The 22,460-nt window shown below is 58.8% G+C and carries 23 protein-coding genes; 9 read left to right on the top strand and 14 right to left on the bottom strand.

Annotated features, from left to right (window positions below; genetic code table 11):
• Positions 1–5 precede the first annotated feature (5 nt).
• Positions 6–500 carry a SprT family zinc-dependent metalloprotease gene (locus tag AUC60_RS21510; RefSeq protein WP_087272446.1) on the bottom strand — a complete coding sequence of 165 codons (495 nt, stop codon included), beginning with the start codon at positions 498–500 and terminating at the stop codon, positions 6–8.
• A gap of 188 nt (positions 501–688) precedes the next feature.
• Positions 689–1,291, bottom strand: coding sequence for a Yip1 family protein (locus tag AUC60_RS21505; protein WP_087272443.1), 603 nt, complete (start codon positions 1,289–1,291; stop codon positions 689–691).
• Between the two features lie 279 nt (positions 1,292–1,570).
• Between AUC60_RS21505 and ttcA the strand changes: the two genes are divergently transcribed.
• Entirely contained in the window at positions 1,571–2,395 is an 825-nt protein-coding gene (gene ttcA / locus AUC60_RS21500; protein ID WP_087272440.1) for a tRNA 2-thiocytidine(32) synthetase TtcA, read from the top strand.
• 126 nt (positions 2,396–2,521) lie between these two features.
• On the opposite strand, the gene AUC60_RS21495 is transcribed toward ttcA, so the two are convergent.
• Genes AUC60_RS21495 through arsC form a run of 4 tightly spaced genes read right to left on the bottom strand, consistent with a single transcriptional unit; the run spans position 2,522 to position 4,587 of the window.
• The gene (locus tag AUC60_RS21495) at positions 2,522–3,193 is read right to left on the bottom strand and encodes a DNA-3-methyladenine glycosylase I (protein WP_087272438.1); all 672 of its coding nucleotides are present in this window, start codon (positions 3,191–3,193) and stop codon (positions 2,522–2,524) included.
• 29 nt (positions 3,194–3,222) lie between these two features.
• A complete protein-coding gene (locus AUC60_RS21490; RefSeq protein ID WP_087272435.1) occupies positions 3,223–3,639 on the bottom strand; it encodes a DUF2069 domain-containing protein in 417 nt (138 codons plus the stop codon).
• Positions 3,632–4,237: an NAD(P)H:quinone oxidoreductase gene (gene wrbA / locus AUC60_RS21485; RefSeq protein ID WP_087272431.1), complete on the bottom strand. Its 606-nt coding sequence runs from the start codon at positions 4,235–4,237 to the stop codon at positions 3,632–3,634. Before wrbA ends, AUC60_RS21490 begins: the two co-directional genes overlap by 8 nt.
• Positions 4,234–4,587, bottom strand: a complete 354-nt coding sequence (gene arsC, locus AUC60_RS21480; protein ID WP_087272428.1) for an arsenate reductase (glutaredoxin) — start codon at positions 4,585–4,587, stop codon at positions 4,234–4,236. The genes wrbA and arsC overlap by 4 nt, the downstream gene beginning before the upstream one ends.
• 293 nt (positions 4,588–4,880) lie before the next feature.
• Here arsC and AUC60_RS21475 point away from each other — a divergent pair, with 293 nt between their 5' ends.
• Positions 4,881–5,348, top strand: coding sequence for a TlpA family protein disulfide reductase (locus tag AUC60_RS21475; RefSeq protein WP_087272425.1), 468 nt, complete (start codon positions 4,881–4,883; stop codon positions 5,346–5,348).
• A gap of 198 nt (positions 5,349–5,546) precedes the next feature.
• On the opposite strand, the gene AUC60_RS21470 is transcribed toward AUC60_RS21475, so the two are convergent.
• The 4 genes from AUC60_RS21470 to AUC60_RS21455 all read right to left on the bottom strand — a co-directional run bounded on the left by AUC60_RS21470 (position 5,547) and on the right by AUC60_RS21455 (position 10,369).
• A complete protein-coding gene (locus AUC60_RS21470; RefSeq protein WP_087272420.1) occupies positions 5,547–5,951 on the bottom strand; it encodes an META domain-containing protein in 405 nt (134 codons plus the stop codon).
• Positions 5,948–6,385 (bottom strand): hypothetical protein, encoded by a 438-nt coding sequence (locus AUC60_RS21465; RefSeq protein ID WP_087272417.1) that lies wholly within the window; start codon positions 6,383–6,385, stop codon positions 5,948–5,950. Before AUC60_RS21465 ends, AUC60_RS21470 begins: the two co-directional genes overlap by 4 nt.
• A gap of 55 nt (positions 6,386–6,440) precedes the next feature.
• On the bottom strand, positions 6,441–7,430 hold the full coding sequence (locus AUC60_RS21460; protein WP_087272414.1) for a 2-hydroxyacid dehydrogenase: 990 nt from the start codon (positions 7,428–7,430) through the stop codon (positions 6,441–6,443).
• A 185-nt stretch (positions 7,431–7,615) separates the two neighbouring features.
• On the bottom strand, positions 7,616–10,369 hold the full coding sequence (locus AUC60_RS21455) for a response regulator (protein ID WP_087272411.1): 2,754 nt from the start codon (positions 10,367–10,369) through the stop codon (positions 7,616–7,618).
• A gap of 246 nt (positions 10,370–10,615) precedes the next feature.
• On the opposite strand from AUC60_RS21455, the gene cysM reads away from it, so the two are divergent.
• The 5 genes from cysM (at position 10,616) to AUC60_RS21430 (ending at position 16,802) form a co-directional block, all read left to right on the top strand.
• Complete coding sequence (gene cysM / locus AUC60_RS21450; RefSeq protein WP_087272408.1) at positions 10,616–11,518, top strand: cysteine synthase CysM; 903 nt, start codon at positions 10,616–10,618, stop codon at positions 11,516–11,518.
• The gene (gene rlmD / locus AUC60_RS21445; protein ID WP_087272404.1) at positions 11,518–12,873 is read left to right on the top strand and encodes a 23S rRNA (uracil(1939)-C(5))-methyltransferase RlmD; all 1,356 of its coding nucleotides are present in this window, start codon (positions 11,518–11,520) and stop codon (positions 12,871–12,873) included. Before cysM ends, rlmD begins: the two co-directional genes overlap by 1 nt.
• 158 nt (positions 12,874–13,031) lie before the next feature.
• On the top strand, positions 13,032–15,275 hold the full coding sequence (relA, locus tag AUC60_RS21440; RefSeq protein ID WP_087272401.1) for a GTP diphosphokinase: 2,244 nt from the start codon (positions 13,032–13,034) through the stop codon (positions 15,273–15,275).
• Positions 15,276–15,395: 120 nt separating this feature from the next.
• Positions 15,396–16,229, top strand: coding sequence for a nucleoside triphosphate pyrophosphohydrolase (gene mazG, locus AUC60_RS21435; protein ID WP_087272398.1), 834 nt, complete (start codon positions 15,396–15,398; stop codon positions 16,227–16,229).
• Positions 16,230–16,259: 30 nt separating this feature from the next.
• Positions 16,260–16,802 carry a DUF2058 domain-containing protein gene (locus AUC60_RS21430; protein WP_027899229.1) on the top strand — a complete coding sequence of 181 codons (543 nt, stop codon included), beginning with the start codon at positions 16,260–16,262 and terminating at the stop codon, positions 16,800–16,802.
• Positions 16,803–16,871: 69 nt separating this feature from the next.
• On the opposite strand, the gene AUC60_RS21425 is transcribed toward AUC60_RS21430, so the two are convergent.
• The 4 genes from AUC60_RS21425 to purM form a co-directional block, all read right to left on the bottom strand.
• The gene (locus AUC60_RS21425; protein ID WP_087272395.1) at positions 16,872–17,051 is read right to left on the bottom strand and encodes a hypothetical protein; all 180 of its coding nucleotides are present in this window, start codon (positions 17,049–17,051) and stop codon (positions 16,872–16,874) included.
• A gap of 370 nt (positions 17,052–17,421) precedes the next feature.
• The gene (locus tag AUC60_RS21420; protein WP_087272392.1) at positions 17,422–18,135 is read right to left on the bottom strand and encodes a DUF3108 domain-containing protein; all 714 of its coding nucleotides are present in this window, start codon (positions 18,133–18,135) and stop codon (positions 17,422–17,424) included.
• A gap of 8 nt (positions 18,136–18,143) precedes the next feature.
• Positions 18,144–18,794 carry a phosphoribosylglycinamide formyltransferase gene (gene purN, locus AUC60_RS21415; RefSeq protein WP_087272388.1) on the bottom strand — a complete coding sequence of 217 codons (651 nt, stop codon included), beginning with the start codon at positions 18,792–18,794 and terminating at the stop codon, positions 18,144–18,146.
• On the bottom strand, positions 18,794–19,852 hold the full coding sequence (purM, locus tag AUC60_RS21410; RefSeq protein ID WP_087272386.1) for a phosphoribosylformylglycinamidine cyclo-ligase: 1,059 nt from the start codon (positions 19,850–19,852) through the stop codon (positions 18,794–18,796). Before purM ends, purN begins: the two co-directional genes overlap by 1 nt.
• A 331-nt stretch (positions 19,853–20,183) precedes the next feature.
• Between purM and AUC60_RS21405 the strand changes: the two genes are divergently transcribed.
• Positions 20,184–21,281 (top strand): DUF2066 domain-containing protein, encoded by a 1,098-nt coding sequence (locus AUC60_RS21405; protein WP_087272383.1) that lies wholly within the window; start codon positions 20,184–20,186, stop codon positions 21,279–21,281.
• A 38-nt stretch (positions 21,282–21,319) separates the two neighbouring features.
• Complete coding sequence (locus AUC60_RS21400) at positions 21,320–22,393, top strand: AI-2E family transporter (RefSeq protein ID WP_087272380.1); 1,074 nt, start codon at positions 21,320–21,322, stop codon at positions 22,391–22,393.
• The last annotated feature ends 67 nt before the right edge of the window (positions 22,394–22,460 follow it).

The following is a 22,460-nucleotide window of genomic DNA, read 5'->3' as shown; positions in this document are numbered from 1 at the left end:
GAACCTCACACCACCCGTGTCTCACCACTGAATACCAACGTTTCCCGGCAACTGCGGCACAGGTAGCGGCGACCCTTGCGGACCATTTGGTGACGTTGGGCCGAGAACGGGAATTCACTTCCCGGGCAGGGGCAGCGGTAGATGTAGCGCGTGACGCTGCGGCGCTGGACGGCGTAGGTGTGGCAGCGGTTGGGTGGTAGCTCGTAGACGCCGCGCATGATCAGTTGCCATTCTTCACCGTGAGGCTGAATGCGATCACCGAACAGTTGATGGGCGATCAGGTGCGCGACTTCATGGGCCACTGTCTGGCGCAGAAAGTCTTCGCTGTTTTCCCGGTAGAGCTGAGGGTTGAAGCGCAGCATGTTCTCATGCAAATGCGCGACACCGGCTTTTTGGCCGCGAAGCTTGAGGCTGACGACCGGGCGTTTGAAAGGGCGTTTGAAAAAGGCTTCGGCTTGTTGGTAACAGACTTCGACACGGGTGTTGAGTTGCTCGGGCATGCTTCATCGGTCTCCAGAGATGCCGAGTATGCCGTAAAAGGCTCGGGTATCGAAAACTCAAGCTGCCGAATGGTCATGCACAGACGCATGTCCTGTAGGCGCTTCGAAGCCTTCGGCAGCTTTCATCAAACAAAACAACAGCTATCTGATTTGAAATACTTTTCCGTAGGAGCGCACGAGCACCGCGTTCAGTTGGTGTACTCGGGCCCCACACCAATGCCCCACAGCACCACCGTAAACGCCATGATCGCTACCAAAACCACCAGGCCTACCGCCAGGATCGAACTGGAGAACATGAAGCCTTCATCCGCCGGGACTTTCATGAAGGTCGGCACACCGACGTACAACAGGTAAACCGTATAACAGATGGCCGCCGTACCGATCAGCATGCCCAGCCACATGTGTGGGTAGAGTGCGGCCAGGCCGCCGATGAACAACGGCGTCGCGGTATAGGTGGCAAACGCGATACAGCGAGCCAGGGTCGGTGTAGCGTCATAGGTGCGGGCCATCCAGTGAATGAAGCCGCCCATCACCGCGACACCGGCGAGCATGGCAATGTACGACATGATCGTCATCCAGATCGCACTTTCATGGGTGAGCATGACCGGCGCTCGATCACCAATGACCCAGCCCATCTGCGTGGTACCGATGTACGCCGACACTGCCGGGATCGCTGCCAGAATCAGCGTATGCGTGAGGTACATATGGCTGATGCTTTCTTCTTCCTCGCTACGGATCTCCTGCCATTCCCGATCGGGATGGGTAAACAGTCCCCAGACGTGGTGGATCATGTGGAGTACTCCTTCCTTTTTAGTCAGCGCAGTTCCCGCAGGCGCCTCGAAATCCGGGGGTATATCTACCCAGGTCCCGACTGAAGCCGCTCAACGTCCACGCTATCTAGCAGTATAGAAAGCCTCCAATGGTCCAAAACCGGCCTGTTAGAGTCATTGGCGATGTACAGGCAATTGGTAATAACCTCAGGCAGTAACCAGCGATCCTTAGCCGTGCGCGGCATTTATGCGTAAAATACCGGCCTTTTCTCCTTGTCATTGCAACCGGATACCAGCGCCATGGGCACCCTTTCAGTCAATCAGAACAAACTGCAGAAACGCCTGCGTCGCCTGGCGGGCGAAGCCGTGGCCGACTTCAACATGATTGAAGAGGGTGACAAGGTCATGGTCTGCCTGTCAGGCGGCAAAGACAGCTACACCATGCTCGATGTGTTGATGCACTTGCAGAAAGTCGCGCCGATCAAGTTCGACATCGTTGCGGTGAACATGGACCAGAAGCAGCCGGGCTTCCCGGAGCATGTACTGCCTGCGTACCTGGAAACGCTGGGGATCGAGTACCACATCGTCGAGAAAGATACGTACTCAGTGGTCAAGGAATTGATCCCGGAAGGCAAGACGACGTGCTCGCTGTGTTCACGTCTGCGTCGCGGCACGCTCTACACCTTTGCTGATGAGATTGGCGCAACCAAGATGGCGCTGGGGCATCACCGCGATGACATCGTCGAGACGTTCTTCCTGAACATGTTCTTCAATGGCTCGTTGAAAGCCATGCCGCCAAAACTTCGCGCCGACGATGGCCGCAACGTGGTGATTCGTCCATTGGCTTACTGCCATGAGAAGGACATTCAAGCCTATTCCGACTTCAAGAACTTCCCGATCATCCCGTGCAACCTGTGCGGTTCTCAGGAAAATCTGCAGCGTCAGGTGGTCAAGGACATGCTTCAGGAGTGGGAGCGCAAGACGCCGGGGCGTACCGACAGTATTTTCCGCAGCCTGCAAAATGTCATTCCGTCACAGCTTGCTGACCGCAACCTGTTCGACTTCACCAGCCTGCGCATCGACGAAACCGCTGCGTCGCGGTTTGTGAATGTGGTGAATATCTAAAATCACCCCCATTCACGACGTGGGACCGGCTTTAGCCGGGAAGGCGGCATTCCTGACGATACATATATTTGGGATGTACCGGCCTCTTCCCGGCTAAAGCCGGTCCCACGGGGGCTGCGACAGGACTCAGTGATTCACCGTAAACGCCAGCATCGCTGACAGCTGGCACAACGGCCTGCCGCTTTCGCTTTGCCATTGGTTGAATACCTGCTGGACGATGGCCTGATCGCGTTTGCTGGTCGGTACTTTGTCGACGATCTTCTGCGCGTTGAGCGCGGCCACTACGTCCCAGGTCGGAATAAAAGTGTCTTTGCCCACCATGCGCAGGAACCGTGGCGCAGAGAGCCCGCCCATCTGGTTGCCGTGTTTGGCCAGGTACTGCCAGAGCCCGGTGATGTCATCCACCGGCCATTGGGCGATGAATTTGCCGAAGCTGCCGTGTTCCTTTTCGATGTCCAGCACCAGTTGCGCGTTGCGTGGCACGCTCTTGAGTTTGCCCAGGTGGCGAATGATCCGCGCATCCTGCATCAGCCGCTCGAGGTGGTCTGCGCCCATGAGCACGACTTTTTCCGGGTCGAAGCGGTAGAACACTTCTTCGAAGGTCGGCCATTTGGCGTCCACCAGGCTGTGTTTCAAACCGGCACGAAACACCCGCAAGGCCATGGTCGACAGGTAACGGTCGTCGCTGATGGCTTGCAGTTGTTTGCTGGTTTTGGGTGTCGGCAAATGTGATTCGAGGGCTTTGGCCGAGCCGAAGCGGTTCAGGCAGTATTCATTCAGCCATTTGTAGTCGTGCATTACTGCTCCAGAAAATGATGCGTACAGCCTCAGACTTGGCCTTCGCCCGCAAGTTTGCGGTTTCGCTGAAAAGTCCATCTGATGTACAGCAGCGCGCTGACAAATACGGCCAGACTGGCGAGCATTTCCAACACGCCAAACAGCGCGCGATTGGGATCGAAAGCCGCCAGCGCACCTTTGATGAAGTACAGATTGACCACAAAACACAACCACGAATGAGCGCGTGTGCTACCGCTGATGATCCCCGGTGCGAACAGCAGCAGCGGCACCAGTTCGATCAGCAGGATCACCCATGGCCTTGCGCCGTGCAGGTCGGCTATCCACAGGTAATAAATGCTCAGCAGCGCCATCAGCCCGAAAAAGCTCGTCAGGCTGATGAGGCGGCTGATCTTCACTCGCGGTTCTAGCCAGTCCAGCGCAGGCAGGACCTTGGGTTTTTTAGCCACGGGACGGGTCCAGCAGCAGGGCGGTTTTCGCCAGACGCTGGCCGAGTGCGCGACACAGTTGAGTTTCGTGTGGGTCCAGCGGACGCTTGCCGTCCGGCCCGGCATGGTGGCTGGCGCCGTACGGTGTGCCGCCGCCGCTGGTTTCCACCAGTGCCGATTCGCTGTAAGGCAGGCCGGTGATCAGCATGCCGTGGTGCAACAACGGCAGCAGCATCGACATCAGGGTGGTTTCCTGACCGCCGTGCAGGCTGGCGGTGGAGGTGAACACGCTTGCCGGTTTGCCCACCAGTGCGCCGGTCAGCCACAGGTTGCTGGTGCCATCGAGGAAGTATTTGAGCGGCGCAGCCATGTTGCCGAAGCGCGTCGGGCTGCCAAGGGCCAGACCCGCGCAGTTCTTCAAATCATCCAGCGTCGCGTACAGCGCGCCACTTTCCGGAATGCTCGGCGCCACGGACTCGCACTCGGTGGAGATCGCAGGCACGGTGCGCAGACGCGCTTCCATGCCGCCCAATTCGATACCACGGGCAATCTGCCGGGCCATTTCGCTGGTTGAGCCGTTGCGGCTGTAAAACAGGACCAGGATGTACGGGGTGCTCATGGCAAAAGCTCCAGGACGTTTTCTGGTGGGCGGCCGATGACGGCCTTGTCACCGGCAACCAGAATCGGCCGCTCGATGAGTTTGGGATGCGCGACCATGGCGTCGATCAATGCGTCGTCGCTCAGGCTCTGGTCCGCGAGGTTGAGGGTTTTGTAATCGTCTTCGCCGGTGCGCAGCAGTTGGCGGGCACTGATGCCCAGCTTGCTCAGCACGTCACGCAGTTGCCCGGCGTCGGGCGGGGTTTCGAGATACAGCACGATGGACGGGCTCAGGCCTCGGGCTTGCAGCAGTTCCAGCGCGCCGCGTGATTTGGAGCAGCGCGGGTTGTGATAAAGCGTCAGGTCGGTCATTTGCAGGTCGCATCTAGCCTAAGGTGGCGGCTATTCTACCCGCCATAGAACCAGGGCTAAACACCGAGCGGTGATCGGTCGCAGGTTTGAGTATTCGATGAGAGTCGCCCCGGCGCCCTGACACCACGCTGTCGCGGAGCAAAAACGGGACCTGTGGGAGCTCGTGAGCACCGCGAGGCCGCTCTAGCGGTGTATCAGACGGGACGCCATCGCTGCCTCGCGGAGCTCGTGAGCTCCTACAGAAAAGCATTCCAAATCAGGTAGTTATATTTTTTATGAATGTGAGGAACAACATGGCGAGGCGATTGGCAGCGGTAGTGGCATTGGTCGGCAGTGTGTTGCTGGCGGGTTGTGGCGTGGATCTGGGGACTGACCAGAACGGCCAGAAAGTTGCCAGCGACCGCATCGACAAGCATTGGCTGGTGATCAACTATTGGGCTGAATGGTGCGGCCCGTGCCGGGTAGAAATCCCCGAGCTTAATCACCTCTCGGAAGAGCTCAAGGACCAGAAGGTGACGGTGCTTGGGGTGAACTTCGACAACTTGCAGGGCGAAGAACTGAAAACCGCCAGTAATGCGCTGGGTATCAAGTTCACGGTCTTGGCCCAGGACCCGGCTGCGCAATACGACCTGCCGCCAAGCGAGGCATTACCGGTGACGTACATCATTGATGACAAGGGCAAGATGCGTGAGCAGTTGCTGGGCGAACAGACCGCAGCAGGTGTAGCGGCGAAGCTAAAGGCGCTGCGCGGGGAGGGGTAACGTACCTGAGTTATTGATTTTCTGTAGGGCCGCCCCGGTGTAAATGGCACAACTTGTATGACGGCAAACATTGGACCTGTAGGAGTGAGCTTGCTCGCGATTGGGTTTCTCTGTAGATAAATTATTGCCTGACCTGACGCTATCGCGAGCAAGCTCACTCCTACAGGGATAGCGGCGTGTCAGATGTGCCTTGCGGACTCAACCCTCTTCCCAAAACCTCAACGGCTTGCCTTGCGCAGGCCACAAGCGTAGTTGGTCGATGGGCGAGATGTCCCAGCGCTGGACTTTGCCCATCGCCTGCAGGAACCGTTGCTCTTGCTCCATTAACGCCGGGGCGCACATTTTGCGGGTGCTGCCGACGGCGCCAAAAGTGATGGTCTCGTCTTGCAGGGTGTACGAGGCGAACCAATGGTTGCAGCCTGCATTGCCATACGCGCGGCCATCGGCGCCCAGGGTCATGGTCAAGTGGCTGTTGTCGATCAGCGGACGTTCGCCGATCCATTCCAGCACGTAACTCTGGTCATGCTTGATCGGCAGCGGTTTTGTCGCGCAGCCGGCCAGCAAGGCAGCACCGACGAGTGCTGACAGGGCAAACGGTTTCATGCAGCTTTCTCCTGGCACTTCTTGCACAGATGCTTTTCACCTTCGGACTTCCAGCCCAGTTCGGCGATGCGCGCTGATGCGGCGGGTTTCTGCGCGGCAACACCCGCCTTGGCGTCGACCATAAACTCGAAGTCCAGGACCACACCGCAACTGTCGCAATTGACCTTCCACTGATGGATGGCCAGTTCGTCGAAGACCGGCCCTTTGGCCACAGCGATCCACTGGCCAGGCGGGTTGATCAGGTGGCGGACCTTCTCGACCTGCAGGCGCATGTGCAGGGTTTTGCTGCCTTTGATGGTCACCAGCAGTTCGTCACGATCGTGAATCGAACCGCCGTTGCCGGTCACTTGGTAGCGGCCCGGTGCCAGGGTGCGGCACTCGGTCAGGGTGTGTTGCGGGTTGAGCATGCTGTAGCGAAAATCGTGTTCGGCCATGAGGTCCTCCAAATTGCGCGCATCCTATCACGCAGTTGTGGCATTTCTCCCTTCGCTAACTTGCGACCAGATTGTGCGGTGTACCGCTTGCCCAGGCGTGGATGTTGTCCAGCGTGGTCTGCGCGATAGCTCCGAGGGCTTCGTGGGTCAGAAAAGCCTGATGAGCGGTCACGATCACATTGGGGAAAGTCAGCAGACGCGCCAGCACATCGTCTTGCAGCGGATGATCGGAGCGGTCCTCGAAAAACAGCAGCGCTTCTTCTTCGTAAACATCCAGCCCCAGATAGCCAAGCTGACCGCTTTTCAAGGCTTCGCTGAGTGCCGGAGTGTCAACCAGTGCGCCGCGTCCGGTATTAATCAGCATGGCACCGCGCTGCATGGTCGCCAGCGATTGAGCGTTGATCAGGTGCCGGGTCTGCGGGGTCAGCGGGCAGTGGAGGCTGATGATTTGCGACTGTTGCAGTAATTCGTCGAGGCTTAAATAACGTGCGCCGAGGGCCTGGACTTGAGGGTTGGGGAAGGGGTCGTAAGCCAGTAGTTCACAGCCGAAGCCCGACATGATTTTGGCGAAGGTCGCGCCAATCTGCCCGGTGCCGACGATACCGACGGTTTTGCCCACCAGATCAAAACCAGTCAGGCCATGCAGGCTGAAGTCGCCGTCACGGGTGCGGTTGTAGGCGCGATGCAGGCGACGGTTGAGAGCCAGAATCAACGCGACCGCGTGCTCGGCCACGGCGTGAGGCGAGTAGGCTGGCACCCGCACGACGCTGATTCCCAGCCTTTGTGCGGTCGGCAGGTCGACATGGTTATAACCCGCCGAACGCAAGGCAATCAGGCGAGTGCCGCCTGCAGCCAGACGCTCCAGCACCGGGGCGCTGAGGTCATCATTGATGAACGCGCATACGACTTCATGGCCGTCCGCCAGCGCAGCCGTTTCCGGCGTGAGACGCGCGGGTTGGAAGTGCAGTTGAAGATTGGCTGGCAGGCGCGCGGCAAGAAAGCTCTCGCGGTCGTAAGTCTGGCTGCTGAAGATCAGAGTGCGCATCTACGGTTCCTTGTAGTGTTGGGGATGTGCCGGATCCTGTAGGCGCTCAAGAGCACCGCGAGGCAGCGATAGCGGTCTGTCTGATAAACCGCCATCGCGGCTTCCCGGTGCTCGTGCGCTCCTACAGGTCCTATGTTTGGCGCGAGCAGCGCGGTGTCATGGAGAACGGGATCACACCCGTCAGATCAGGCACTCACTCGCGCTTCATCCGCCAGGCGTTTCATCGCCGATTCCAGTTCGTCCAATGCCTCGTGGACTTGCGGTGCATTTTGCTTGAGTAGCGTTTCGCTGCGTTGACATGCAGCACGTAATTGCGGAACTCCACAGTATCGGGTTGCGCCATGCAGACGATGCACGCGTTCGAGCAGGGTTTCCCGATCGTCGCTCTCACGGGCGGCGTGAATCGCTTCACGGTCGCCATCCAGTGAAGCAAGCAGCATGGCCAGCATGTCCGCGGCCAGGTCGGGTTTGCCTGCGGCCAGTCTTAATCCTTCGTCGTGGTCAAGCACAGACAGGTCGACGCCACGGTGGCTGCTTTCGACCTTGCGCTCCGGAGTCTGATTACGCAAGGCCAGGCCGGTCCACTTCAGCACCACTTGCGCCAGTTGCCGTTCGCTGATGGGCTTGGTCAGATAATCGTCCATACCGCTTTGCAGCAGAGCGCGCTTTTCGTTGGCCATGGCGTGGGCGGTCAGCGCGACGATAGGCAACGAGGAGCTTTGGCGCTCGGTTTCCCAGGCGCGGATCGCTTCGGTGGTCTGCCGGCCGTCCATACCTGGCATTTGCACGTCCATCAGCACCAGATCGAAAGTTTCGCTCTGCACGGCATGCAGTGCCGCGTAGCCGCTATCGACGGCGGTGACTTCGGCGCCCATGTCTTCCAGTAGCGTCTGCACCAACAGCAGGTTGGCCGGGTTGTCATCCACACAGAGCAGACGCGGCGGCCGGCTCGACAGTGGCTCGGCGGCATCGCTGCGCTGGGTTCGAGGGCTGATCAGCTCGCACAGGGCGCGACGCAGTTTGCGGGTGCAGGCCGGTTTGGCCTGCAACTGGGTATAGATGTCCGGGACTGCGAGCTGGAACAGCGCCTGCTCAGTGGTCGGGCAAAGGACCAGGACTTTGCAGCCGAGGTTTTCCAGGTCCCAGATGTTCTGGCGCAAGCGTTCTGGTGGCAGTTCGTGCGCGGTGATGCCCAAGACCGCAAGGCTGATGGCTGCTGGAGTCTGATGCGCGGCAGTGACGCCGTTGAGCAGGTTTTCCAGATTATTGAACACCAGGGTCTGCAAACCACAGTCTTCCAGTTGGTGTTCAAGCGCCTGACGGGCCAGGTCATGATGTTCCAGTACCGCGACCCGCAGCCCTTGCAAGGGCAGGGCAGGCAGGTCTTCGATGTCGTCCCGGGCTTTGGGCAGGCGCAGGCTGATCCAGAATTCGGAACCTTCGCCGGGCTCGCTGTCGACGCCGATCTCGCCCCCCATCTGCTCGATCAACCGCTTGGAAATCACCAGACCCAGGCCCGTACCTCCGGGCTGTCTGGACAATGAATTGTCAGCCTGACTGAAGGCCTGAAACAAGGCGCGCACGTCCTGACTGGAAAGTCCGATGCCGGTGTCCTGCACGCTGATGCGCAACTGCGCGCTGTCATCGTTTTCGTCTTCGACCATGGCCCGGGCGACGATGGTGCCTTCGCGGGTGAATTTTATGGCGTTGCTGACGAGGTTGGTCATGATCTGTTTCAAGCGTAGCGGGTCACCGAGTAGCGACAGCGGCGTGTCGCGGTACACCAGACTGACCAGCTCCAATTGCTTGGCATGGGCGGCGGGGGCGAGGATGGTCAGGGTGTCTTGCAGCAGGTCGCGCAGGTTGAACGGCACATTGTCGAGGACCAGTTTGCCCGCCTCGATTTTCGAGAAGTCGAGAATTTCGTTGATGATGCCCAGCAGGCTGTCGGCTGACTTTTCGATGGTGCCCAGGTAATCGTACTGGCGCGGCGTGAGTTCGCTTTTTTGCAGTAAATGGGTAAATCCGAGAATGCCGTTGAGCGGGGTGCGAATTTCGTGACTCATGTTGGCCAGGAATTCGGACTTGATCCGGCTCGCCTCCAGCGCTTCTTTGCGCGCAAGGTCTAGCTCGATGTTCTGGATTTCAATGGTCTCCAGGTTCTGCCGAACGTCTTCGGTGGCCTGCTCGATGCTGTGCTGCAATTCTTCCTGAGCGTTTTGCAGCGTGGAAGCCATGCGGTTGATGCCAGAAGCCAGTTCGTCGAGTTCCAGACTGCCCAAAGGTGGCAAGCGGGTTTCCAGGTTGCCGTCCTTGAGTTGCGAAACGGCTTGTTTGATCAGGCTGATGGGGCCGTTGATGGTGCGGCTCATGCGTAGCGCGAGCACCGCGGTCAGGCCCATCCCGGCCAGAATCAGCAACAGGCTGAAGAACATGCTGCGATAACCGCGCAGCAGGGTGCCGCTATGGGTCAGCTCTACTTCGACCCAGCCCAGCAGGCGGTCGGCTTCATCGGGGATGACCTCGCTGGTCAGATGGCGCTGACGACCGAGTACCGGTAACAGGTAACGGGTTGCGTCGTTGCCGGTGCGCTGCAGTAATTTGCTGCTGTTACCCTCGGGCGCGGGATTGATCATGCTTGGCCCGGCATGGGCGAGCACTTCCCGATCTGCGCTGAGGAACGACACCGAACGCACGTCGTTCTGCTCCAGCGTCTGGACGGCAATGCGCTCAAGAAGGCCCGTGTCACTGCGGCCGAGCGCTGGCGCTGCGAGCGGAGCCAGCTCCTGAGCGATCATTTCGCCACGCTGCAGTAGTTGCGCCTGCAAGTCATGCAACTGCATCCAGGTGAAATACCCCCCGAGCAGTATCGCCATCAGGATGGCCGGCACGATGGTCAGCAGCAGGACGCGGCCTTTAATACCCAGCTTCTTCAGCACACTTGTTTCTCCAGCGAGCCAGGTGGCCGGTGAGCGTCACGCGGCTTGAGGTTGGCAGATGTCAGGCCAGTGTAGCCATTTGATCGAGTCTAATGGCCGCATAATACCCGTACCGGGCGAAGGGTGGCTTGCATCACGGGTTATGCGTTATTCCATTTGGCGATAAGTCCCGCACTTTGCGTGATATGGGCTTTAGGCGTTTGCCGTTATGATAGGCGCCCCCGCAGTCTGGATTGCGAATACGCCATGACCCTGCAGTACCCAACCATTGCCGATTGCGTCGGCAACACCCCGCTTGTGCGCCTGCAGCGCATCGCGGGTAATACCAGCAATACGCTCCTGCTCAAACTGGAGGGAAACAACCCTGCCGGTTCGGTCAAGGATCGTCCTGCGTTGTCGATGATTACCCGTGCCGAACTGCGTGGCCAGATTCACCCTGGCGACACCCTGATTGAAGCGACCTCTGGTAACACTGGTATCGCCCTGGCCATGGCCGCGGCGATCAAGGGTTACAAGATGGTCCTGATCATGCCGGACAACTCCAGTGCCGAGCGCAAGGCGGCAATGACCGCCTACGGCGCCGAGCTGATTCTGGTCAGCAAGGAAGAGGGCATGGAAGGTGCCCGCGACCTGGCTGAGCGGATGCAGAATGAAGGTCGCGGCAAGGTCCTTGATCAGTTCGCCAACGGTGATAACCCGCAAGCGCATTACACCAGCACTGGCCCGGAAATCTGGCAGCAGACGGGCGGCACTATCACCCATTTCGTCAGTTCCATGGGCACCACGGGCACCATCATGGGTGTCTCGCGTTACCTCAAAGAACAGAACCCGAATGTGCAGATCGTCGGCCTGCAACCGATGGAAGGTGCGGCGATTCCTGGCATTCGTCGCTGGCCGGAAGAGTATCTGCCGCGCATCTATCAGGCTGACCGGGTTGATCGCATCGTCGATATGGCCCAGATCGAAGCCGAAGACACCATGCGCCGTCTGGCCCGCGAAGAAGGCATCTTCTGCGGCGTGTCCTCGGGCGGTGCGGTAGCGGGCATGTTGCGTCTGTCCCGTGAAGTCGAAAATGCGGTCATGGTCGCGATCATTTGTGACCGTGGCGACCGTTACTTGTCGACCGGCGTTTACGACGCGCCCAACTGATGGCCAAACATGAAAGAGGCCTGCGCTTCCAACCAGCAGGCGGTACCCGGACCAACCAGATTCCGACCGGAAAAAAACAGCGGCTGACTATTGAACGCCTGGCAAACGACGGGCGTGGTATCGCGTTTTTCGAAGGCAAGACCTGGTTTGTCGCGGGCAGCCTTGCTGGCGAGGAAGTCGAAGCGCGGGTGCTCAATGCCCACGGCAAGATCGTTGAAGCTCGCACCGAGCGTGTTTTTAACGGCAGCGCGATGCGTCGTCCGGCGCCGTGTGCGCACTTCGGTCGCTGCGGTGGCTGCAGCGTGCAGCACGTGCCCCACACTGAGCAGCTTGCCCTGAAACAGCGCATGCTGGCGGAGCAGTTGCAGCGTGTCGCGGGTGTTGAACCAGAGCAATGGGCAGCGCCGTTGACCGGCCCGGAGTTCGCCTACCGCAGGCGCGCCCGGGTCGCCGTACGCTGGGACATCAAGGCGAAGAGGCTTGATGTGGGATTCCGCGCCGCTGCCAGCCAGGACATCGTCGCCATCGACGAATGCCCGGTGCTGGTACAGGCCTTGCAACCGATCATGATGCAACTGCCGGGCGTGCTGAAAAGCTTCAGCAAGCCTCAGGTGCTGGGTCACGTCGAGTTGTTCTGGGGGACCTCAAGTGCGGTATTGGTCCGACATACTGCGCCGTTGGCGGATGCTGATCTCAACAATTTGAAAGCATTTTGCCATGCTCATGACGCACAACTATGGTTGCATGGGGACGGTGATCCGCAGCCGGTAGAGGCTTCGCAATCTCTGGGCTATCGATTGGAGCCTTGGGATCTGGAGCTGGCGTATCGGCCGGGAGATTTCATTCAGGTCAACGCAGCGGTCAACACTGCGATGATCGAACAGGCGCTGGAGTGGTTGGCACCTCAGGCCGATGAGCGGGTACTGGATCTGTTTTGCGGGCTAGGCAATTTTGCCCTGCCGTTGGCGAAAACGGTCAAAGAGGTGGTGGCGGTCGAAGGGGTTGCGACCATGGTCGAGCGTGCCACCTGCAACGCAATGAGTAATGATCTACACAACGTGGCATTTTTTCAGGCGGATCTTTCGCAGCCCCTGGATAAGGCGGAATGGGCAGCACAAGGCTTTACTGCGGTGCTTCTGGACCCGCCGCGTGACGGTGCTTTTGAAGTGGTGCGCAAGCTGAAGACGTTAGGTGCCCGGCGGTTACTTTATGTTTCATGTAATCCGGCAACTTTGGCTCGCGACACTGTCGAATTGCTCAGTCAGGGCTACAGATTAAAACGTGCCGGTATCCTCGATATGTTTCCACAGACGGCACATGTCGAGGCCATGGCGTTATTTGAAGCGAGTAAGTAAGCAGCGGCCCAAGGAATCGAGTCGGCTGTTTACACGGAGTCTCGTTTAATCCGACTGACCCGCGAACACCAGTCCTTGCTTGCCCGGCAAGGAGTGTTCGCTCAAGAAGGTCAGCGACTGTAGGCGCTATTCATCGCGCCTTAGGGAAGGTAAGCAACATGGTACAGGTGAGAGCGCACCAGCCGATAAACACAGACGGCAGTATCAATCTCGACGCATGGCTTGATCACGTGGTCAGCGTCGACCTCATAGTGGATCGACAGGCCCTGAAAGAGGCCTGCGAGTTTGTTCGGCAAGCCGAGCAACAGGACAACGCTGCGAAGAACCTCTGGGCCGAAGGTACCTCCAGTTTTCATACGGGGCTGGAAATCGCCGAGATCCTCGCCGATCTCAAGCTCGATCAGGATTCGCTGGTTGCAGCGGTTCTGTATCGTGGGGTGCGCGAAGGCAAAATCCCTTTGCACGATGTCGAGCAGCGCTTCGGTTCAACGGTTGCCCGGCTGATCGACGGCGTGCTGCGCATGGCAGCGATCAGTGCGAGTCTTAGTCCGCGCCAGTCCTTGGTGTTGGGCACTCAGGTTCAGGTGGAAAACCTGCGCAAGATGCTGGTGGCGATGGTCGACGACGTTCGCGTTGCGTTGATCAAGCTGGCTGAGCGTACGTGTGCGATTCGTGCGGTGAAGAACGCCGACGAAGAAAAACGCAACCGGGTTGCCCGTGAAGTTTTCGATATCTATGCGCCGCTGGCCCACCGGCTCGGTATTGGTCACATCAAATGGGAGCTGGAGGATTTGTCCTTCCGCTACCTGGAGCCTGAGCAATACAAGCAGATCGCCAAGTTGCTGCATGAGCGTCGTCTTGATCGCGAGCGTTTCATCAGCGAAGTGATGTCGCAACTGGACAACGAACTGCTGGCCACCGGCGTCAAGGCCGATATCAGTGGTCGGGCCAAACACATTTATTCCATCTGGCGCAAAATGCAGCGCAAAGGTCTGGATTTCAGCCAGATCTACGACGTTCGCGCCGTGCGCGTGCTGGTTCCGGAGATGCGCGACTGCTACACCGCGCTGGGTATCGTGCACACCTTGTGGCGGCACATTCCCAAGGAGTTTGACGATTACATCGCCAACCCCAAGGAAAACGGCTATCGCTCGCTGCACACTGCGGTTATCGGGCCGGAGGGCAAGGTACTGGAAGTGCAGATTCGCACCCATGCCATGCACGAAGAGGCCGAGCTGGGCGTCTGCGCTCACTGGCGCTATAAGGGTACCGACGTTAAGTCCAGCTCCAATCATTACGAAGAGAAAATCTCCTGGCTGCGTCAGGTACTGGAATGGCACGAAGAACTGGGTGATATCGGCGGGCTGGCTGAACAGCTGCGCGTCGACATCGAGCCAGACCGTGTCTATGTCTTCACCCCGGACGGTCATGCCATCGACTTGCCCAAGGGCGCCACGCCGCTGGACTTCGCGTATCGGGTACACACCGAAATCGGCCATAACTGCCGAGGCGCGAAGATCAACGGCCGTATCGTGCCGCTCAACTACAGCCTGCAGACCGGTGAGCAGGTCGAGATCATTACCAGCAAGCAAGGCACGCCGAGCCGCGACTGGCTGAACTCGAACCTGGGTTACATCACCACGTCCCGGGCGCGGGCGAAGATTGTTCACTGGTTCAAATTGCAGGCGCGTGACCAGAACGTTGCGGCCGGTCGAACCTTGCTTGAACGTGAGCTGGCGCGTCTGGCCCTGCCTGCGGTGGATCACGAGCGGTTGGCCGAAAAAGCCAACATGCGTGCCGCTGATGACATGTACGCGGCGTTGGGTGCGGGCGATCTGCGTCTGACTCAACTGGTCAATCTGGCGCAACAACTGGTCGAGCCGGAACGCGGCAACGAGCAACTGGAACTTATCCCGCGCAAAGCCACTGGCTACAAGCCTGGCAAGCGCGGCGATATTCAGATCCAGGGCGTCGGCAACCTGATGACGCAAATGGCCGGTTGCTGCCAGCCGTTGCCGGGCGATGCCATTGTCGGCTATATCACCCAAGGCCGTGGCGTGAGCATTCACCGTCAGGACTGCGCCTCGGTATTGCAGTTGGGCGGTCGCGAGCCGGAGCGGATCATTCAAGTCAGTTGGGGCCCGGTGCCAGTGCTCACCTATCCGGTGGACATCATCATCCGTGCGTACGACCGCTCGGGTTTGTTGCGCGACGTGTCCCAGATCCTGCTCAACGAGCGGATCAACGTTCTGGCGGTCAACACACGCTCGAACAAGGAAGACAACACCGCATTGATGTCGCTGACCATCGAGATTCCAGGGCTGGATGCGCTGGGCCGGTTGTTGGGGCGGATCTCGCAGTTGCCGAACATTATCGAGACGCGGCGAAACAGAACGCCGTAATCGTGCTTGCACCGGTAGGCGCGAACTTGTTCGCGAGGCGATGGACCTGTGTATCCAGGAAGGTTGCCTCGCGAACAAGTTCGCTCCTATCGGTGGCAGTACGACTGAATTGGGGCCTCCATGTACACACTCCAGGATCTGCTCCACCTCATGGCCCGTCTGCGTGACCCGAAATACGGTTGCCCGTGGGACGTGCAGCAGAATTACGCCAGCATCGTGCCGCATACCCTTGAAGAGGCTTACGAAGTGGCCGACGCCATTGAACGTGGTGACTTCGATGATCTCAAGGGCGAGTTGGGCGATTTGCTGTTTCAGGTGGTTTATTACAGCCAATTGGCCAGGGAAGAAGGGCGATTCGAGTTTGATGGCGTGATCGATGGCATCACGCGCAAACTGATTCGTCGTCATCCCCATGTTTTCCCCACCGGCGATTTGTATGCGCCGCTGGAAACCCCACGCTTGAATGACGAAGAGGTCAAGCAGCGCTGGGAAGACATCAAGGCTCAGGAGCGTGCCGGTAAGGCCAGGGCGCCCGAGCAATTGTCACTGCTTGATGACGTGCCGGCCGTGTTGCCTGCACTTTCCCGTGCCGCCAAGTTGCAAAAACGTGCCTCGCAGGTAGGTTTCGACTGGCCTTCAGCCTTGCCTGTGGTCGACAATGTCCGCGAAGAGCTTGATGAAGTGTTGGAAGCCATGGCTGACAACGACGCTGCGGGCATCGAAGAGGAAGTCGGAGACCTGTTGTTCGCGGCGGTTAATCTGGCTCGGCATCTCAAGGTTGATCCTGAAAATGCCCTGCGCGCTGCCAACCGCAAATTCGAGCGCCGCTTCCGATTTATCGAACAGGCATTGCGCGACACCCAGCGTCCCATGGAAGATTGCACCCTCGAAGAAATGGACGCCCTGTGGGGCGAAGCCAAACGTCAGGAAAAGAACGCGCCCAGCTGTGGCTGAGCCCGCTGCATCTGCATAAGTGAGTAGACAATGAGCATTTCCCTTCGCGATCAGTTACTCAAGGCTGGCCTGGTCAACCAAAAGCAGGCCAAGCAGGTCAGCAAGGACAAACAGAAAGAACAGCGTCTGGCGCACAAGGGTCAGATTGAAATCGACGACTCGCAAAAGCGTGCTGCCCAGGAAGCTGCGGCCGAGAAGGTCAAACGCGATCAGGAGCTCAATCGTCAGCAGCAGGAGAAGGTCGAGCAGAAGGCCCGTGCCGCCCAGGTCAAGCAATTGATCGAGTCGTCGCGCCTGCCCAAGCTGACCACCGAGGACTACTACAACTTCGTCGACGACAAGAAGGTCAAGCGCCTGTCGGTCAACAACCTGATGCGCAGCAAGCTGAGCAACGGTTCGCTGGCGATCGTCAGTCATGGCGGGGGTTACGAAGTTATCCCACGTGAGGCGGCGCTGAAGATTCAGGAGCGCGACCCGCGTCGTATCGTGATGCTCAGCGAGCCAACTGAAGAGAAAGCCGACGGCGATGATCCGTACGCGGCTTACAAGATCCCTGATGATCTGATGTGGTGATCTGACTCGTAACCAAACAAAACCCGCCAAGTGCGGGTTTTGTTTTTAAGGCGATTCTGATGTTGCGGATTACTGACTGCGCTGGTTTTCCTGTGCTTCGAGTTCCATCTTGTAACGCTGTGCATCGGACTCGACGTGAAACATGCCAACCAGCTGATCCTGCTGGTGGACGTCCCAGATTTGAATGCCATCGGCAATGCTCTCATGGGAGATATGGGCGTCGTCGCGTTCAGTTACGGTTACGGTCATGATTCAAACTCCTGACTTGGACTGCGGCGATCTGTCGCAGGCCTCAGTTATAGAATTTGTTAGCTCGCTACGTAAATAGTTGGTTTTTTTCATGTTCGGTTGCGGCAGCGGGCGGGATGCTGGAGGCCTTGATTTATCAGGGCTACAGCGGGTCTGTCAGGTAAATGAAGATTATTTCATGTGGTTGTTTTCGGTAGGAGTGAGCTTGCTCGCGATAGTGTTTCATCAGGCGAAGTTTTTTGAGTTGATGAATTTTTATCGCGAGCAAGCTCACTCCTACAGACAGAGCGCGATCTGACTGTCCGGGCTTTCACGAGCACAAAAAAGCCCCGCACGATGGCGGGGCTTTTTTATTGCAGTCGGGCCACTATCAGCTGCCTTTGACCGCTTTGCCATTCACCGTGCCGTCCAGCAGCATGATGTTGTATTCCTTGCCGTCGGTTTCGACCTGTTGCAGGCGAACCAGCAGGTAGTCCCAATCCTTGGCGAACCAGAGCACGGTAATGCGCTTGCTTTGTGTCGGGTCGCGCACGCGCTCGACCTTGATGGCGTCGATCTGGCCCGCCTTAGTGGCGACCTTCTCGGAGCCCAGCACGCGGAAGTCATAGGTATCAATCTCGTCACCGTCGACGACTTGATAGGTCATGGTCTTCTTGCCAGCCGCCACATCGTGTTGCAGGGCCAGTTGATAAGTGGATTTGTCCAGAACGCCACGGTTCAAAGGCAGCTTGATGGCATCGCCACGATCACTGCCGGTGATGAACTTGGTGGACCAGTCAAACGCCAGGTCAACTTTCTTGGATTTGCCCAGACCGCCACGCTCGAAGTTGTAGGTCTGCGGCAGCATGGTGTCCTTGTCGACCTTCAGCGTGCTGACTTCACTCAGGCTGGCGATCATCATGGAAGCTTTGAAATTCAGGGTCCAGACACCGTTCGGGCCGGAGGTCAGGCTGCGTTCGGCCGTGCCGCTCATGGGCAGCTGTTTCCAGTCGGCGGTGTAGCTGGCGGAGAATGGTTGCAGGTCTGCGGCCTGGGTGGCAGGCAATGCGAGCAGAGCGAAAGCGAACAGCAAAGCGCGACGCATAATATCTCCTAGGTTCGAATCAAGTGGCCATTGGCGGCGATCAACTGCCCGTCCAATAATGCGCCTTCTGTGCCAAGGCTCAAGCGGCCCTCGGCAAACCAGCGAATGGCCAGTGGGTAAATGTGGTGTTCCTGAATATGAACACGCTGCGCAAGGGTGCGCGGCGTATCGTCGGGCGCCACTGAAATCACTGCCTGTACGACCAGTGGCCCTCCGTCGAGTTCCTCGGTGACGAAGTGCACGGTACAACCATGCTCGGCGTCGCCAGCATCCAGCACCCGTTGATGGGTGTGCAAGCCTTTATAGAGAGGAAGCAGGGAAGGGTGGATGTTCAGCAGGCGTCCCTGATAGTGCCGGACGAAACCAGCGGTCAGGATGCGCATGAATCCGGCGAGGACAACCAGCTTGGGCTGGAAGGTATCGATCACTTCGATCAGCGCGGCATCGAATGCCTCGCGGCCGTCGTAATCCTTGTGGTCAAGGATGCGGGTGTCGATACCCGCGTCCCTGGCGCGCTGCAAACCGAAGGCATCGGCGCGGTTGGAAATCACCGCGCGGATGCGGGCGGGGTGGTCACCGCCCTTGAAGCTGTCAATCATGGCTTGCAGATTGCCGCCGGTGCCGGAAAGCAGCACCACTACATCACAGGATGCGGGCATCAGTGCGCCTTGAGGTTCTTCAGCTCGACTTGCGCAGCGCCTTCGGCAGCGTTGGCGATCTGGCCGATAACCCAAGGCTGCTCGCCCGCTTCGCGCAATACATTCAGCGCGGTTTCAACGTGCTCTTGAGCCACGCAGATCACCATGCCGACGCCGCAGTTCAGCACGCGGTGCATTTCGTTTTCAGCGACGTTGCCTTGCTGCTGCAGCCAGTCGAACACCGCTGGACGCTGCCAGCTTGCAACGTCGACTACCGCCTGGGCACCGGCCGGCAGAACGCGCGGGATGTTGTCCAGCAGACCACCGCCAGTGATGTGGGCCATGGCTTTGACAGCGCCAGTGTCCTTGATCAGCTTGAGCAGAGGCTTAACGTAGATGCGGGTCGGGGCCATCAGCAGCTCGGTCAGCGGTTTGCCTTCGAGCTGGATGTTTTCGATGTCGGCACCTGCGACTTCGATGATCTTGCGGATCAGCGAGTAGCCGTTGGAGTGCGGGCCGGAAGACGGCAGGGCGAGCAGAGCATCACCGGCAGCGACTTTAGAACCGTCGATGATCTCGGCCTTTTCTACGACGCCGACGCAGAAGCCAGCCAGATCGTAGTCTTCGCCTTCGTACATGCCAGGCATTTCAGCGGTTTCGCCGCCCACCAGCGAGCAACCCGCCAGTTCGCAGCCAGCGCCAATGCCGGTCACTACGTCGGCAGCGGTGTCGACGTTGAGTTTGCCGGTGGCGTAGTAGTCCAGGAAGAACAGCGGCTCGGCGCCGCACACCACCAGATCGTTGACGCACATGGCGACCAGATCGATGCCGATGGTGTCGTGTTTGTTCAGGTTCAGCGCCAGACGCAGTTTGGTGCCGACGCCGTCGGTACCGGAAACCAGTACAGGCTGTTTGTAGCCAGCCGGGATTTCGCAGAGGGCGCCGAAGCCACCCAGGCCGCCCATGACTTCCGGCCGCTTGGTGCGCTTGGCGACGCTCTTGATGCGTTCGACCAATGCTTCACCGGCGTCGATGTCTACACCGGCGTCTTTGTAGCTCAGGGAGGGTTGCTTGCTCATAATCCAGGCCTTTAGGGGGGATTCGGGGGATCGACCGAAACAGCGGGGCCTCTGAAAAGCTGTATCCAGTTTTCGGGCCGCCACCATCGCCAGTCTGCGAAGGCGCGCGATTTTATCAGGCTTGGGCCTTACCGGCCATCCTTAGGCCGACGGGCTGGCGCATTGAAAGCAAAAAAACTGTGTGTCAGTGTGCTGTCCGGTTCGATGCCGCCTCTATAAGGTGTAGCCTTCGTGCTGAATGTGAGTGTTTGGTCGTTTTTGCGGTCTCACTCATGCCAGCCATTCGACGCGGTTTCTTGTCTTGCCGCTTTTTTCCGTTCGGGAACTGTCCATGCGTCTTTCGAATCTGTTTTTAGCCGGCTGCCTGTCAGTGCTCAGTCTGCCGAGCTTCGCTGAAACCGTTAATAATCTTTATCAAGTCCGCGAGCCGGTCAGTGGCCAGACCCCTGACGAGCGCACCCGTGCCACTCAGGCGGCGCTGGAAACCATGGTCCTGCGCCTGACCGGTGATGCTCGTGCTCCGCAGAGCTCATCGCTGGCCGAGTTGCGCAAGGATCCGCAGCAGATCATCAGCCAGTACGGCTACGACGCCGGGCCACCGGAAACCTTGCTCGTGGATTTCGATCCGGCCAGTACTGACCGTGCATTGCGTCAGGCCGGCTATTCGCTGTGGGGCAGCAATCGGCCGTCCATTCTTGGCTGGTGGCTGAATGACGCAACCGAAGGCTCCAATCTGGTCGGCGACGGTCAGTCTTCTGCAGAGCCTTTGCGTCGTGCAGCCCAGCATCGCGCTTTACCGCTGCGTCTGCCCCTGGCTGACCTCGAGGAGCAGGGCGTTGGGACTGCAAAAAATATTGAAGGCACCGATCCCACCGCTTTGAAGCAGGCGTCGGAGCGTTACGGCGCGGATGCCTTGCTGGCCGTGCACGCCAAGGAAGAGGCCGGGCAGTGGCAGGGCAAATGGCGGTTGTGGATGGGTGATAAGCGCGAGCAGGGCTCCGCGACCGCAGCCAGTTCCGAGGCTTTGGCTGATGCCGTGTTGCTGGCGGTCAGCGAACGACTGGCGCCGCGCTTTGTGACCAAACCAGGAGCCTCAAGCGGCCTGTTGATGCAGGTACAAGGCATGAACCTGGAACGCTATGCGCAACTGATGCAGTTACTTGAACCGTTTGGCGCGCGTCTGAAACAAGTTGAGGGCGATCGCATTATTTACGAAGTAAACGGCAGCGCCGAGCAACTGCGCTCGCAATTGTCTCTGGCCAAGCTGCAGGAAATTCCGGCATCCGAGGCTGCACCGGCTCCGGCAGCAGCGCCTGTGGTTGCACCAGAGCAGGCTGCACCGGCACCGGTTGACGCTACAGCAGCGGTTCAGGCTCCCGGGCCGACAATCGCGCCAGCTGCGGCACCGCAAATTTACTTCCGCTGGTAAGCACGCATGACATCTCTATTAGTAGTCGAGGGACTTTGATGACTGACACACGGCGCTGGTTCTGGATTGGCGGGATTGTTCTGCTGTTCCTGTTTGTATTTTTACTGCACGGGATCCTGACCCCTTTTCTGGTGGCGCTGTTGTTGGCCTACATGGGCGACCCACTGACCGACAAGCTGGAAAAACTGGGCTTGTCACGCACATTGAGTGTGGTGGCCGTGTTCGGCTTGTTCACTTTGATTCTGATGGGCTTGTTGTTGATTCTGGTGCCAATGCTCGCCAAGCAGTTGTTCCGTTTGTATGAGCTGGCGCCACAGATGCTGGACTGGTTGCAGCACACTGCGTTGCCGTGGGTACAGACCAAATTCGGTCTGGCCGACGGCTTCTGGAAGTTCGACAAGGTCAAAGCGGCGATATCCGAACACATGGGCCAGACTGGCGATATCGTCAGCGCTGTATTGTCCAGAGCAACCGCTTCCAGCCTCGCGTTGATCGGCTGGATCACCAATCTGGTGCTGATCCCGGTGGTGTGTTTCTACCTGCTGCGGGACTGGGACGTGATGATGGCCAAGATTCGCAGCCTGCTGCCGCGCCATCGCGAAGAACAGGTCGTCAAGCTGGCGGGCGAATGTCATGAAGTGCTGGGCGCGTTTATTCGCGGGCAGTTGCTGGTCATGGTTGGCCTCGGCGTTATCTACGCAGCGGGCCTGATGCTGGTAGGGCTGGAGTTGGGGCTGTTGATCGGGGTTATCGCCGGTCTGGCCGCCATCGTGCCTTATATGGGGTTTGTGATCGGTATCGGCGCAGCGCTGGTCGCAGGGTTGTTCCAGTTTGGTGGTGACCTGTATCCGCTGCTGGGTATTGCGGCAGTGTTCATGGTCGGTCAGGCGCTTGAGGGTATGGTGCTCACGCCATTGCTGGTCGGCGATCGCATCGGCCTGCATCCGGTGGCGGTGATCTTCGCGATCCTTGCAGGCGGTGAGCTGTTCGGCTTCACCGGTATCCTGCTGGCGCTGCCGGTGGCGGCGGTGATCATGGTCCTGGTGCGGCATGCCCATGACCTTTATAAAGAGTCGGATGTTTACGGCGGTGCGCAAGATCCGGAGCTTTAGGAAGAACTCCCCCCGATTGGGGTTGAAATGCAATCCCCTGTGGGAGCGCTGAGCTTGCTCGCGATAA

The organism is Pseudomonas caspiana (assembly GCF_002158995.1).
In the GTDB taxonomy this organism is placed as follows: Bacteria; Pseudomonadota; Gammaproteobacteria; order Pseudomonadales; family Pseudomonadaceae; genus Aquipseudomonas; species Aquipseudomonas caspiana.
This window is presented reverse-complemented; position numbering and strand designations above follow the sequence as displayed.